Genomic DNA, 13,282 nt, shown 5'->3' with positions numbered 1-13,282 from the left:
CATGAGCGCCGACCATGACGACCACCATCACGCCCCCGACGGCCACGGCCGCGCGCTGCGCCTGGGCATCGGCGGCCCGGTCGGCAGCGGCAAGACGGCCCTGGTCGCGGCCCTGTGCCGGACCCTCGGCCCCACGCTCCAGCTCGGCGTGGTCACCAACGACATCTACACCACCGAGGACGCCGACTTCCTGCGCAAGGCCGGCGTGCTCGACGAGGACCGCATCCTCGCCGTGGAGACCGGCTGCTGCCCGCACACCGCCATCCGCGACGACATCGCCGCCAACCTGGACGCCGTGGAGACCCTGGAACACCGCTTCGGCCCGCTGCACCTGGTCATCGTGGAGAGCGGCGGCGACAACCTGACGGCGACGTTCAGCCGCGGCCTGGCGGACAAGCAGATCTTCGTTTTGGACGTGTCGGGCGGTGACAAGGTCCCCCGCAAGGGCGGCCCCGGCGTCACCACCGCCGACCTCCTGGTCATCAACAAGACGGACCTGGCTCCCCTGGTGAGCGCCGTCCTCGACGTGATGGCCAGGGACGCGGCGGCCGTACGCGGCGACAGACCCGTCCTGTTCACCTCCATCAGACAGGACCCCACCGCCGACGAGGTGGCCACCTGGGTACGCGACCAGGTCGACTCCTGGCTGCACCAACACCACTGACATGCCCACCACCCCACTGCCCTCGCTGCCCTCACCGCCTGTCGTGGGACGGCGCGCGATGCACGCGCGGGCCGCTCTCGCCACCGCTCTGGTGGCGGGCCGCACCAGCGTCCCGGTGCTGAGATCCGCGCCCCCGCTGACGCTCCGCCAGACGGGGCCGCACTCCGTTCACCTCGTCTCGACGGCGGCGGGGCCGCTCGGCGGTGACCGCCTCGAACTCGACCTGGACCTCGCCCCCGGCACCACGCTGGAGCTCGGCTCGGTCGCGAGCACCCTGGTCCTGCCCGGTCCGGGCGAGTCCCGGACGCTGATCACCGCCCGCGTCGGCGCCGGAGCCACCCTCCGGTTCACGCCCGAGCCGACGGTCCTCGCCGCCGGCTGCCTCCACCGCGTCGAGGTGCGGCTGACGCTCGCCTCGGACGCCCGGGTGCGGTGGCGCGAGGAGATCGTCTTCGGCCGGTACGGCGAGCAGCCGGGACGCTGCCATGCCCGCTTCGACGCCACTCTCGACGGCCGCCCCCTGCTCAGGCAGGAGTTCACGGTCGGCGACCCGGCTCTCGACACCTCCCCGGCCGTCTACGGCGACGCCCGCTGTGTGGGCACCACCCTGATCACCGGCGCTGCCCCTCCGGCGGAGGCCATCGTCGCCGACGGGGTCGCCGTGCTGCCCCTGGCGGGCCCCGCCATCCTGATCTCCGCCCTGGCCCCCGACGCCGTCGCCCTCCGTGCCAGGCTCGACTGGGGCGAATCCACCGTCTCGCCCGGCCGTCCACCGAGCCCCGCGTAGCCGTACGCGATCGTGATCGTCCGGCGGGGACGGTCTCGCCATTCAGGTCGTGCGGATAGTAGGCGGCGCGGCGGTCCCGGCTTATCGTGATCGGGTGGCCGACTACCTTTCGCCGTCTCCCACCGGACAGGGCACCCGCCGCGGCTACGCGTTCGGCGTCATGGTGGCCGGGGCGTCGCTGGTGTTCTGCGCGATTCTGCCCTGGGCGGGCGTCGAGGCCAGGAGCGAGCTGATCGGCGGCGGGGTGTCCGACGACATCCGCGGCGTCGACGACGTTCTCGGCGTCCTCGCGCTGCTCGCGGGGCTGGCCGCGCTCGGCTGCGGGGTGGCGGGGGTGCTCACCCGGCCGCGGGTCGCGGCGCTGGCGTCGCTGCCGGGGGCACTGGCCGCGCTGGTGCTGGTGCTGTTCGTGACCGACTCGGCCGGCATCCGGGACCGGATCTCGATCGATCTGGGCCGCCTGCTGTCGGTCGAGCCGGTGATCAGGTTCGGCTGGTTCGCCGCGCTGGCGTCCGCGCTCGCGGTGGTCGTCCTCGCCGTCGCGACGCTGGTACGCCGTCAGCCGTGGCAAGCCGACCGGCGCGGGGGCCGTCAGTCGTAGAAGCCCAGCCGGCGCAGCTGCTTGGGGTCGCGCTGCCAGTCCTTGGCGACGCTGATCCGCAGGTCCAGATAGATCTTGGTGCCGAGCAGCGCCTCGATCTGCTTACGCGCCCTGGTGCCGACGTCGCGCAGCCGCTCGCCCTTGTGGCCGATGACGATGGCCTTCTGCGAGGGACGTTCGACGAACATGTGCGCGTAGACGTCGAGCAGATCGTCACGCCCCTCGCGCGCCATCATCTCGTCGACGACCACGGCGATGGAGTGCGGCAGCTCGTCCCGGACGCCCTCCAGCGCCGCCTCCCTGATGAGCTCGCCGACCAGCACCTGCTCGGGCTCGTCGGTGAGCTGCCCGCCGGGGTAGAGCGGCGGCGACTCGGGCAGGTGCTCGATGAGCACGTCGCCCAGCACGTCGAGCTGCTCCCCCGACCGCGCGGAGACGGGGACGACGGCCGCGAACTCCGCGATCTGCGACACCGCCAGGAGCTGCGCCGCGATCTGCTCCCGGGTGGCCAGGTCGCACTTGGTCACCACGGCGACCACGGGGGTGTTCTTCACCGCGGTGAGCTTGTCGGCGATGAACCGGTCGCCCTTGCCGATCGGCTCGTTGGCCGGCACGCAGAAGCCGATCACGTCCACCTCGGTGAGCGTCGACAGCACGAGGCTGTCGAGCCGCTCACCGAGCAGCGTGCGCGGCCGGTGCAGGCCCGGCGTGTCCACGATGACGATCTGCGCCTCGGGGCGGTGCACGATGCCCCTGATGACCCGCCTGGTCGTCTGCGGCTTGGAGGAGGTGATCGCCACCTTGGTCCCGACCAGGGCGTTCATCAACGTGGACTTGCCGACGTTCGGCCTCCCCACGAAGCAGGCGAATCCGGCGCGATGGTTGTCTGGCGAAGTCACATGTGCATTCTGGCCCATCAACGAGCCTGGTCACGCCACCAGGCGAACGCGTCGGGGAGCACCCCCGGCGACCACGCGGTCATCGTGAGCCCGTCCAGCTCCTGCTCGGTGACCCATCGGGCGTCGGTGATCTCGTCGCCGTCCGGGGTGGGCGTGCCCGAGACCAGGGCGCACCCGTAGACGGCGATCACGTAGGCGACCTCGTGCCCGTTGGGGTAGAGGGTGCGGAACTGCGGCCCGCCGTAGACGCCGATCAGGCCGCGCACCTCCACCTCGATGGCGAGCTCCTCGCGCAGCTCCCGCACCACGGCGTCCTGTGGCCGCTCGTCAGGGTCGATGCCGCCGCCGGGCGACGCCCACAGCCCCACGTCGCCGTGGCGGGCCACCAGCAGCCTGCCGGAACGGTCGAACACGCATCCGCTGGCCGAGGGCAACATCAACAGGTCGGGCCCGACCTTGGCCCGCAGCGCTGCCAGGAACGGCGACATCGGCATCTCAGCGCCCGCCCCCCGCAGCGCGCGGCGTGCCGTCGGGATCGGCCACCAGCAGGCCCTTGACGCCCAGCTCCGCCGCCACGGCCTCGTCGGCGGCACTCGGCTCGCCGGCGGTCACCAGCGCGACGGCCTCCAGTGACCGCGCGCCGCTGGACACGGCCATCGCCACCGCCACCTGCACGGCGGACAGCGTGAGCGAGGTGAGCGCGACGTCGGTGGCCGAATAGGTGCGGCCCGTCTCGTCACGCACGGCGGCGCCTTCGGCCGAGCCGTTACGGGCCCTGGCGGCACGCGCCAACGTAATGATCTTGCTGTCTTCAGGATCGAGAGTCACGAGGACCAGGTTAGGCGGTGGCCATCCTGATCACCGCGTCGAGGAGCTGCCTCGTCCGCTGCGGCTCGACCTCGGCCATGCTCGTGTGCACCAGCGAGACGAGCGTGTCACCGGATCGGGCCAGCACCACGTCCAGCGTGTACGGGTAGCCGTTCAGCTTTCCGCGCAGCTCGCCGCCCACCGCCTCGTCGGCCACGTCCCCGATCGGCAGGATGGTCGTGCGCAAGTGGGTGCCGCTGCCCGCCCGGACCGCCCGGCAGGACTCCAGCGCCCTGGCCAGCTCGGCGATGTGCCCTTCGGCCTCGGAGCCCGCGTATCGGGCCAGCCCCACCCCGACCTGCTCTCCCAGCTCGTCACCCTGATAGCTGGCCGCCGCCTGCGCGGTCAGCGCCCGCTCGGGCGCCCGCCCGCCCGCCGCGTCCAGTACGGCTCGGCAGTTGTGATCCGCCGGCGTGAACGGCGCCTGCCACGCCTGGTCGGGCCGAGGCGAGAAGCCGTCGGGCAATCTGGGTTCCTTGCTCAGGATCTCCCGCATGTGCGCCAGAGCTTTCATGTCGACCCCGTCGACCTCGGCGATGCCCCGGTCGCCGCATCCCCCCAGGGCACCGGCCAGGAGCCCGCAGGCGATGATCCGCAGTACGCGTTTCATGATTCCCCCCGAGTCGCAACCTCCCCGGCCGACGAATACGGCAATCCACCGGAGTTGCCAATAAACGATCAAACGCTAAAAGGGTGCTCTCGCCCGGTTATCCGGACGAGAACACCCTTTACGCCGACCAACGTCCCGGCCGGCTAGCAGGCCGTGACGTTGCCGTCCCCCCAGGGAGTGTCCTGGCGCCGCGAACCCCACCCGGCGTTTCGGACACATCCCTCTGTGACACCCACCGCACAGGGCGTCGATGAAGAGACTGGCCCACACCGCTTGCAGAACGCTTGTAGAAGGCTTGCGCCGCTGCTCAGTCGTGCTCGGCGGCCGCCGGGACGACGTCGCCCTCGGCCGGCGTGACCCGGCGCACCATGACGGTGCTGATCCGGTTGCGCCGGCCGGCCAGGCTTTCGGCGGTCAGCCGGAGCCCGGCCACCTCCGCCTGCGACCCGGCGATCGGCACCCGGCCGAGCGCGTGCGCGAGCAACCCGCCCACCGTCTCCACGTCGTCGACCTCGATCTCGGTGTCGAACAACTCGGCCAGCTCGTCCACCGGCATCCGGGCCGTCACCCGCAGCGCGCCGTCGGACATGGGCTCGACGCGGGGCGCCTCCTGGTCGTACTCGTCGGTGATCTCGCCGACGATCTCCTCCAGCACGTCCTCGATGGTGACCAGCCCGGCCGTCCCGCCGTACTCGTCGATGACGATCGCCAGATGGATCTGCTTCGCCTGCATCTCGCGCAGCAGCTGGTCGATCGGCTTGCTCTCCGGCACGTAGGTGGCCGAGCGCATGATCGACTCGATCCGCTCCTCCCCGCCGCCCTCACCGGACTCGTGCACCCGGCGGGTGATGTCCTTGAGGTAGGCGATCCCGATGACGTCGTCCTCGTTCTCGCCGACGACGGGGACACGGGAGAAGCCGCTGCGCAACGCCAGCGACAGCGCCTGGCTGAGCGTCTTGCCGCGCTCGATGTAGACCATGTCGGTGCGCGGCACCATCACCTCGCGCACCAGCGTGTCACCCAGCTCGAACACCGAGTGGATCATCTCGCGCTCGTCCGGCTCGATGACCCTGCGCTCCTCGGCCAGGTCGACCAGGTCACGCAGCTCGGCCTCCGAGGTGAACGGGCCGTCGCGGAACCCCCGGCCGGGAGTCAGCGCGTTGCCGAGCAGGATGAGCAGCATGGGCAGCGGACCGAAGATCTTGGTCAGCCCGTAGACGATCGGCGCGCTCGCCAGCGCGATCGGCTCGGCGTGCTGACGGCCCAGGGTCCGCGGCATCACCCCGACGATCACATAGCTGACCACGATCATCACCGCCGCGGCGGAGACGTACGCCCAGCCCTGGTCGTCCAGGAGGTCGATGAACAGCAGCGTCGCGACCACCGTCGCGACCAGCTCGCAGCTCAGCCGGAGCAGCAGCAGCAGATTGAGGTAGCGCGGGGCGTCCGCGACGATGGCGTGCAGCCGCTGGGCCCCGCGCTTCCCGTCACGCACGACCGCTTCGGCGCGCACCCTGGAGATGCGCGTCAGCGCAGTCTCGGCGCTGGCGATCAGGCCGCCGACCATGACCAGGACGACGGCCAACAGCAACCAGGCGTTCACCGGGAGCTGCGCACCTCCCGCCATCCTTCGAGCAGTCGGGCCTGCAGGCCGAACATCTCCTTGTGCTCCTCGGGCTCGGCGTGGTCATAGCCCATCAGGTGGAGGATGCCGTGGGTGCACAGCAGCTCCAGCTCCTCCTGGGCGCTGTGCCCCGCCTCGGCCGCCTGTCTGGCCGCCACCTCGGGGCAGAGCACCACGTCGCCGAGCAGGGCCGGATCGGTCGGGGTGTCGGCGTCTCCGCGCGCCCCACCGCCCGGTCGCAGCTCGTCCATGGGGAAGGCGAGCACGTCGGTCGGGCCCGCCTCGCCCATCCACTTCTCGTGCAGCTCGGACATGACGTCCTCGTCCACGATCACGATCGAGAGCTCGGCGAGCGGGTTGATGCCCATCTCGCCGAGGACGTGGGTGGCCAGCGAGACGAGGAGCTCCTCGCCGACCTCCGCGCCCGTCTCGTTGTTGATCTCGATGCTCATCGTCGCTTCCCCCGCTGCTGGAGAGGCTTGGGGTCCTGCAGCGCGTCGTAACGGCCGTAGGCGTCGACGATCTCGCTCACCAGCTTGTGGCGCACCACGTCGGCGCTGGACAGGTGGGCGAAGTGGATGTCGGGGATGCCCTCCAGGATCTCCTGCACCACCCGCAGGCCGCTGGTCGTGCCCGAGGGCAGGTCGACCTGGGTGACGTCACCCGTCACGACGATCTTGGAGTTGAAGCCGAGCCGCGTCAGGAACATCTTCATCTGCTCGGCCGAGGAGTTCTGGGCCTCGTCGAGGATGATGAAGGCATCATTCAGCGTCCTTCCCCTCATGTACGCGAGGGGGGCGACCTCGATCGTGCCCGCGGCCATCAGCTTGGGGATGGAGTCGGGGTCGACCATGTCGTGCAGCGCGTCGTACAGCGGCCGCAGGTAGGGGTCGATCTTCTCGTAGAGCGTGCCCGGCAGAAAACCCAGGCGCTCTCCCGCCTCGACCGCGGGCCGGGTCAGGATGATCCGGTTGACCAGCTTCTCCTGAAGCGCCCGCACCGCCTTGGCCATGGCCAGGTAGGTCTTGCCGGTGCCGGCGGGGCCGATGCCGAACACGACGGTGTGCTTGTCGATCGCGTCGACGTAGCGCTTCTGGTTGACGGTCTTGGGCCTGATCGTGCGGCCGCGTGAGGAGAGGATGTCCAGGGACAGCACCTCCGCCGGGCGGTCGGAGGTCATCCGCAGCATGGCGATGCTCCGCTCGACCGCGTCGGGCGTCAGCTCCCCGCCGCTGCGCAGGACCTCGACCAGCTCCTCGAACAGCCGCACCACCGTGCTGCTCTCGTCGGGGCTGCCGGTGACGGTGATCTCGTTGCCGCGCACATGGACGTCGGCCTTGAAGGCGCCCTCGATGACGCGTAGCAGCTCGTCACGGGAGCCCAGGAGGCTGACCATCGGGTATTCGTCCGGAATCAGCACCTTGGCCTGTGTGCGCGATGGAGGTGCCGTGCGTCGGGATTCGTGTAGTTCGGACATGGGCAGGCCAGTGGCCTGATGCCTCCCGGTCTGTTCGGCTGTTCTTCTCCCCACATCGTAGCCGGGAGCAGCGGAATTACTCGTGCCAATATATCCGGGCCCAAATCACCGTGCCCAGGTCACCCGGGCGGCCAGGTCAGCTCACGCCCGCCCAGCACGTGGGCGTGCACGTGGAAGACGGTCTGCCCGGCGGCGGGACCGGTGTTGAACACGATCCGGTAACCGGCGCCCGCCACGTCATCACCGACGGCCACCGCGTGCGCGGTCTTGAGCACCTCGTCGGCGAGCCCGGCGTCGGCCTGCGCCAGAGCGGCCGCGTCGGCGTGATGCGCCTTCGGGATGACCAGCACATGGGTGGGCGCCTGCGGGTTGGTGTCGCGGAACGCCAGCGCTCTGTCGGTCTCCAGGACGACCTCGGCCGGGATCTCCTTGGCCGCGATCTTGCAGAAGATGCAGTCGGTCATCCGGTCACCCTATCGACAGGCTCCGGATTCCCCTGTGCCCCTGATCAGCGTTGCGAATCGGTAATCCGTTCCGTCGTGGCGTCCGAAGATCGGCGCGGTTAGGGTGTGTGTGCGACACTCAAGGAAAAAACACGATTCAGGGTCGGGCGAGGCCACCTGGCGAGGACACGACTGGGTCATGCCCCCTAAGGAACCGGAAGAGCGTAAACCCTCAGGCAAGGCCGCGCGTCCCACTGATGTGACCACCGAAACCCTCCTGGCCGACAGGTCCATGGGGGCGGTGCCGGTCGGGTGGGATGCCGACATGGCCGTGACCGCGCTTTACAGTGCGCATTTTCGGTCATTGGTGCGTCTCGCTGTGTTGCTGGTGCGCGACATGGCAACCGCGGAGGAAGTCGTGCAGGACGCGTTCGTCGCCATCCATGGCGCCTGGCGCAGACTGCGTGACCCCGACAAAGCACTCGCCTACCTGCGTCAGTCCGTCGTCAACCGATCCCGTTCGGTGCTGCGTCACCGCGCGGTCGTGGAGAAGTACGCGCCCAAGGGACTGCCCGATGCGCCCAGCGCCGAGAACGGCGCGATCGGCGAGCTGGAACGCTCCGCCGTCATCGAGGCACTGAGATCCCTGCCGACACGTCAGAGAGAGGCACTGGTCCTTCGTTACTACGGTGATCTGTCCGAGGCTGAGATCGCCCACGCCATGGGCATCAGCAAGGGCGCGGTCAAGAGCCACACCGCACGTGGCATGGCCGCCTTGCGATCCGTCCTGGAGAAAATGTCATGACCCAGCCCCCCGACGAGCACGGCGAGATCCTTCGCCGTGCGCTCCGCGCGGAGGCGGACGCGGTCGTACCCTCGCCGGAAGGACTGGAGATCATCCGCGCCCGCATCGAGCGGCGTGGAGTGCGCAACCTGTTCTGGTGGCGTGCGGGCGCCGCCGCCGCCAGCGCGCTGCTGGTGGCGGGCACCATCGTGATGGTGGTCCCGGAGCTGCGCCAGCGCGTGATCGAGCAGCCCTACCAGGAGGTGCGCAGCACTTCGAGCAGCACACCGCCGGCCAAGTCCTCGACCAGCCGGCCGCCGTCCCCCAAGTCGACCGTCCGCGAGGACGTGCCGCCGCCCGGGATCGTCTCCGTCCCGGCCACGTCGCCGGCGCCGCAGCCCGCGTCGGAGACGGCCAGGTCGACCAGCAAGTCGACGCCCACCCCGAAGCCCACGCCCACCCCGACGCCCTGCCCGTCGACCGTGGAGGAGCAGGCGGAGCTGCCGTCGGACTGCCCCACGATCACGCCGACGCCCACCCCGTCACCGACTCCGACGATGTCCGAGACGGCCTTGCCGGACACGCCGTGCCCGATGGAGGAGTGCCCTCCCGGCGACCCGGCCCCCACGCCGACGGACGTCCTCAGCCCGCTGCTCGGCACGCCCGGCAGCTGAGCTGACCCGTCACCAGCGGCCGGTCCGGGCGAGCAGCACCGCCGCCGCCGCCACTCCCGCCGTCGAGGTGCGCAGCACCGTCGGCCCGAGCAGGACCGGCACCGCCTTCGCCGCCTGGAACGCGGCCAGCTCCTGATCCGAGACGCCGCCCTCGGGCCCCACCACCACGACGATGTCGCCCTCCACCGGCAGCGCCACCCGGGACAGCGGCTCGGCCGCCTCCTCGTGCAGCACCAGCCCCAGCGCCGCGTCCGCCAGCAGCGCCTCGACCCGCGCCGTGGAGGCCGGCTCCGTCACCTCGGGCAGGTGGAACCGGCGCGCCTGCTTGCCCGCCTCGCGCGCCGTCGACCGCCACCGGTGCAGCGCCTTGGCGACCCGGTCGCCCTTCCACTGGGTGATGCTCCGCGAGGCCGCCCAGGGCACGATCACGTCCACGCCCGCCTCGGTCATCATCTCGACGGCCAGCTCGCCCCTGTCGCCCTTCGGCAGGCCCTGGACGACCACCAGCCGGGGGCTCGGCGCCGGCTCCTCGTGCCGGGCGAGCACGTCCAGTCTGAGCGCGTCCTTGAGCACCTCGCGCACGACGCACTCGGCCACCCCGCCTGCCCCGTCGGTCAGGTCGATCCGCTCACCCTCCCGCAGCCGCCGGACCGCGGCGGCGTGCCGCCCTTCAGGACCGTCGAGCACCAGCTCGGACCCGCTCAGATCGGCCGCGAGGAACACCGGAACCGTCACCCCAGGCACTCCAGATTCTTGACGTTATGCAGTCGAGCGAACACGTGGCGCAATATCGTGTCACGTGCAGTCGCACTTTCCTGAGTCACTTTACGAGGGGTCAGCGCGATGACAGTCTCCCGCCGGCTCCCCTGGCCGCCGCCCGTCAGGGCGCGCCTCGCGCTGCCGCTGGCCGTCTCGACGCTCCTGCTGGTCGCCGGCCTGGGGGCGGGCGCCACGGACCGGCTGAGCGCCAGGGCCGACGCGGCCGGGACCGTCCGTCACGTCGGCCGGGCGCTCGCCGCGCAGGAGCTGGTCCACGCGCTCCAGCGGGAGCGCGGCCTGGCGCTGGGCGTGCTGGCCGGCGATGACCGGTTCGCGGCCGACCTGGACACCGAACGCCGTGCCACGGACCGGGCCAGGGCCCGGCTCGACGCCGCCACGCCGGGCCTGCGCACGGCGCTCGCGGACATCCGGAAGGCCCGTTCCGCCACGGCGCAGGAGGCCTTCACCGCCTACACCGGCGCGATCTCGGCCCTCCTGGACGCCACCTTCGCCGCCCGGCCGGGGGGCATGCAGGCGCTGGAGGCCATCAGCAGGGCCAAGGAGGCGACCAGTCAGGAGCGCGCCCTCGTGACCGCGGCGTTCACGGCCGGGTCGTTCACCTCGGCGGGGCATCTCGGCCTGCTCCAGGTCCGGGCGGTCAAGGCGGACGCGTTCGCCAGGTTCGAGCGCCTGGCGACCCCGGCGGGCCGGGCGGCGCTGGCCCGCGCCCAGCAGAGCCATACCCCCAGGCTCGCCGCCATGGAGAGGCAGGCCGTCGACGGCTCCGGCGGCGCGCCGCTGTCGGCGAGCCCGCGCGCCTGGCACCACGCCACCATCGGCTACGACGACGCCCTGCGGAGCGTGCAGCGATCGGTGGCCGAAGAGGTGCGCGCTCCGGCGCTGGCCGCCGTGGAACAGGCCACCCGGCACCTGGTCATGCTGGGTGCCCTGGCCGCGCTGCTCGTGCTCGGCATGCCCGTGCTGGGCGTGCTCGCCTGGCGTTCGGTGCTGCGGCCCCTGCGGCGGCTCTCGGACCATGCCGGCGCGCTGGCCGACACGCTGGCCGACCAGGTCTCCCGGGTCGTCCAGGAGCACGGCGACGACACCCCGGACCACGCCCTCGCGGCGCGTCTCCAGGAGCCGGGACCGGGCCGCCACGCCGACGAGTTCGCGGAGGTGGCCGGCGCGCTCGGTGACCTGCACCGCAGCGCCGTACGACTGGCTGCCGAGCACACGGCCCTGCGGCGCGTCGCCACCGAGTCGTTGGTGGACCTCGGCGTACGCCACCGCAACCTGGCACACCGCCAGCTGAGCTTCATCAGCGTGCTGCAGCACAACGAGTCCGACCCCGCCACGCTGGCCAGGCTCTGCGAGCTGGACCGCCTGACGAGCCGGATGCGCCGCAACGCCGAGAGCCTGCTGGTCCTGGCCGGCAAGCGGGGGGCGCGCCGCTCGTCGGAGCCCGTACCGGTGGCGGACGTGCTGCGCCTGGCCCTGACCGAGGTCGAGGACCATCACCGGGTGACGCTGCGCGTCGTGGACGGCGCGCCGGTCAGGGGCGCGGTCGTGGCGGAGGTCGCCCACCTGCTGGCCGAGCTGGTGGAGAACGCGCTGACCTACTCGCCGCCCGATTCGAAGGTGGAGGTGTGGGCACGCGCGGACGAGGGCGAGTGCCGGATCACCATCACCGACCACGGCATCGGCATGACCGCCGAGGAGCTGGCCACGGCCAACGCCCGGCTGCGCGGCGCGGAGAGCTTCCTGGTGCCCCCCACCCGCTGCCTGGGCCACCACGTGGTGGGCAGGCTGGCCGAACGGCTCGGCGTCCGGGTGTGGTTGCACGAGTCGCTGCGCTGCGGCGTCACCGCGCGGGTGGCGCTGCCCGAGGAGCTGCTGGCGGTGCGGCCGTCGCCACCGCGACCGGAGCAACCGCCAGAGCTGCTCGGCGGCGTCAGCGCCCGTTGAAGGCGTCGCGCAGCCGCGAGAAGAAACCCTGCTGGCCCGGGGCGAACTTGCCCGGCGGGCGCTCCTCGCCGCGCAGCTTGGCCAGCTCGCGCAGCAGCTCCTCCTGAGCGGTGTCGAGGCGGTGCGGCGTCTCGACGTTGACGTGGATGAGCAGGTCGCCGCGGCCCGTCTCGTTGAGCCGCTGCACGCCGCGCCCGTACATGGTGATGACCTGACCCGACTGGGTGCCCGGCCGGACGTCGATCTCCTCGGCGCCGTCGAGGGTCTCGACGGTGAGGATGGTGCCGAGTGCGGCGGCCGTCATCGGGATCTGGACGGTGCAGTGAAGGTCGTCGCCGCGCCGCTCGTAGATCTCGTGCGGGCGCTCGACGATCTCCAGGAACAGGTCTCCGGGCGGGCCGCCGCCGGGGCCGACCTCGCCCTCGCCGGCGAGCTGGATGTGGGTGCCGTCCTCGACGCCCGCGGGGATGCGCACCTTGATCGTGCGGCGGGTGCGCACCCGGCCGTCGCCGGAGCACTCCTGGCACGGGTTGCGGATGATGCTCCCGAAACCGCCGCACTGCGGGCACGGCCGCGAGGTCATGACCTGGCCCAGGAACGACCGGGTGACCTGACTGATCTCGCCGCGCCCGTTGCACATGTCACAGGTGTCGGGGTGGGTGCCCGGGGACGCGCCCGCGCCCTGGCACACCTCGCACAGCACGGCGGTGTCGACGACCAGCTCGCGGGTGGTGCCGAACGCGGTCTCGCGCAGGTCGAGCTCGACCCGGATGGTCGCGTTGCGACCCCTGCGGGCACGCGAGCGCGGACCGCGCGCGCCGGCCGCGTTGCCGAAGAAGGCGTCCATGATGTCGCTGAACGGGAACCCCGCGCCGAAACCGCCGGCCCCGGCCGCCGCGCCCGCGCCGCCGAACGGGTCGCCGCCCAGGTCGTACATCTGGCGCTTGCTCGGATCCGACAGCACCTCGTAGGCCTGCGTGATCTCCTTGAACCGCTCCTGGGTGGCGGGATCGGGATTCACGTCAGGGTGCAGCTCGCGAGCCAGCCGGCGGTAAGCCTTCTTGATCTCGTCCTGACTGGCGTCACGGCGCACCCCGAGGGTGGCGTAGTAGTCGCTGTTTGCCACTT

The 13,282-nt window shown here is 71.5% G+C and carries 16 protein-coding genes; 6 read left to right on the top strand and 10 right to left on the bottom strand.

The features are described from left to right. The first annotated feature begins 1 nt into the window (after position 1). The 3 genes from ureG (at position 2) to ACIBQX_RS27700 (ending at position 2,052) form a co-directional block, all read left to right on the top strand. Positions 2-664, top strand: a complete 663-nt coding sequence (gene ureG, locus ACIBQX_RS27710; protein ID WP_397009421.1) for an urease accessory protein UreG — start codon at positions 2-4, stop codon at positions 662-664. A 1-nt stretch (position 665) separates the two neighbouring features. Further along, entirely contained in the window at positions 666-1,451 is a 786-nt protein-coding gene (locus ACIBQX_RS27705) for an urease accessory protein UreD (RefSeq protein WP_397009419.1), read from the top strand. A gap of 94 nt (positions 1,452-1,545) precedes the next feature. Next, positions 1,546-2,052 carry a hypothetical protein gene (locus tag ACIBQX_RS27700; RefSeq protein ID WP_397009417.1) on the top strand — a complete coding sequence of 169 codons (507 nt, stop codon included), beginning with the start codon at positions 1,546-1,548 and terminating at the stop codon, positions 2,050-2,052. Here ACIBQX_RS27700 and era read toward each other — a convergent pair. From era to ACIBQX_RS27660, 8 genes are all read right to left on the bottom strand, one after another. Then, positions 2,043-2,951: a GTPase Era gene (era, locus tag ACIBQX_RS27695; protein ID WP_397009415.1), complete on the bottom strand. Its 909-nt coding sequence runs from the start codon at positions 2,949-2,951 to the stop codon at positions 2,043-2,045. The genes ACIBQX_RS27700 and era overlap by 10 nt on opposite strands. A gap of 17 nt (positions 2,952-2,968) precedes the next feature. Then, the gene (locus tag ACIBQX_RS27690) at positions 2,969-3,439 is read right to left on the bottom strand and encodes an NUDIX domain-containing protein (protein ID WP_397009413.1); all 471 of its coding nucleotides are present in this window, start codon (positions 3,437-3,439) and stop codon (positions 2,969-2,971) included. A gap of 7 nt (positions 3,440-3,446) precedes the next feature. Continuing rightward, entirely contained in the window at positions 3,447-3,779 is a 333-nt protein-coding gene (locus ACIBQX_RS27685; RefSeq protein ID WP_397009411.1) for a cytidine deaminase, read from the bottom strand. A gap of 10 nt (positions 3,780-3,789) precedes the next feature. Then, positions 3,790-4,428, bottom strand: coding sequence for a hypothetical protein (locus ACIBQX_RS27680; RefSeq protein WP_397009409.1), 639 nt, complete (start codon positions 4,426-4,428; stop codon positions 3,790-3,792). 307 nt (positions 4,429-4,735) lie between these two features. Beyond that, the gene (locus tag ACIBQX_RS27675) at positions 4,736-6,055 is read right to left on the bottom strand and encodes a hemolysin family protein (RefSeq protein ID WP_397009407.1); all 1,320 of its coding nucleotides are present in this window, start codon (positions 6,053-6,055) and stop codon (positions 4,736-4,738) included. Next, entirely contained in the window at positions 6,028-6,504 is a 477-nt protein-coding gene (ybeY, locus tag ACIBQX_RS27670) for an rRNA maturation RNase YbeY (protein ID WP_397009405.1), read from the bottom strand. The genes ACIBQX_RS27675 and ybeY overlap by 28 nt, the downstream gene beginning before the upstream one ends. Continuing rightward, positions 6,501-7,529: a PhoH family protein gene (locus ACIBQX_RS27665; protein ID WP_397009403.1), complete on the bottom strand. Its 1,029-nt coding sequence runs from the start codon at positions 7,527-7,529 to the stop codon at positions 6,501-6,503. Before ACIBQX_RS27665 ends, ybeY begins: the two co-directional genes overlap by 4 nt. Before the next feature lie 119 nt (positions 7,530-7,648). Then, positions 7,649-7,993 (bottom strand): HIT domain-containing protein, encoded by a 345-nt coding sequence (locus tag ACIBQX_RS27660; protein ID WP_397009401.1) that lies wholly within the window; start codon positions 7,991-7,993, stop codon positions 7,649-7,651. Positions 7,994-8,264: 271 nt separating this feature from the next. On the opposite strand from ACIBQX_RS27660, the gene ACIBQX_RS27655 reads away from it, so the two are divergent. Next, a complete protein-coding gene (locus tag ACIBQX_RS27655) occupies positions 8,265-8,777 on the top strand; it encodes a SigE family RNA polymerase sigma factor (RefSeq protein ID WP_189145064.1) in 513 nt (170 codons plus the stop codon). Further along, a complete protein-coding gene (locus ACIBQX_RS27650) occupies positions 8,774-9,430 on the top strand; it encodes a hypothetical protein (RefSeq protein WP_397009399.1) in 657 nt (218 codons plus the stop codon). Before ACIBQX_RS27655 ends, ACIBQX_RS27650 begins: the two co-directional genes overlap by 4 nt. A 9-nt stretch (positions 9,431-9,439) precedes the next feature. On the opposite strand, the gene ACIBQX_RS27645 is transcribed toward ACIBQX_RS27650, so the two are convergent. Next, positions 9,440-10,165 (bottom strand): 16S rRNA (uracil(1498)-N(3))-methyltransferase, encoded by a 726-nt coding sequence (locus ACIBQX_RS27645; protein WP_397009397.1) that lies wholly within the window; start codon positions 10,163-10,165, stop codon positions 9,440-9,442. A gap of 108 nt (positions 10,166-10,273) precedes the next feature. On the opposite strand from ACIBQX_RS27645, the gene ACIBQX_RS27640 reads away from it, so the two are divergent. Beyond that, the gene (locus tag ACIBQX_RS27640; RefSeq protein ID WP_397009395.1) at positions 10,274-12,154 is read left to right on the top strand and encodes a nitrate- and nitrite sensing domain-containing protein; all 1,881 of its coding nucleotides are present in this window, start codon (positions 10,274-10,276) and stop codon (positions 12,152-12,154) included. On the opposite strand, the gene dnaJ is transcribed toward ACIBQX_RS27640, so the two are convergent. Continuing rightward, positions 12,141-13,280 (bottom strand): molecular chaperone DnaJ, encoded by a 1,140-nt coding sequence (gene dnaJ, locus ACIBQX_RS27635; protein WP_397009393.1) that lies wholly within the window; start codon positions 13,278-13,280, stop codon positions 12,141-12,143. The genes ACIBQX_RS27640 and dnaJ overlap by 14 nt on opposite strands. Positions 13,281-13,282 lie beyond the last annotated feature (2 nt).

The sequence above is a fragment of the Nonomuraea sp. NPDC049714 genome (assembly GCF_044465295.1).
Taxonomy (GTDB): domain Bacteria; phylum Actinomycetota; class Actinomycetes; order Streptosporangiales; family Streptosporangiaceae; genus Nonomuraea.
The sequence above is the reverse complement of the archived record's forward strand: the minus strand, read 5'-3'. Positions and strand labels throughout refer to the sequence as shown.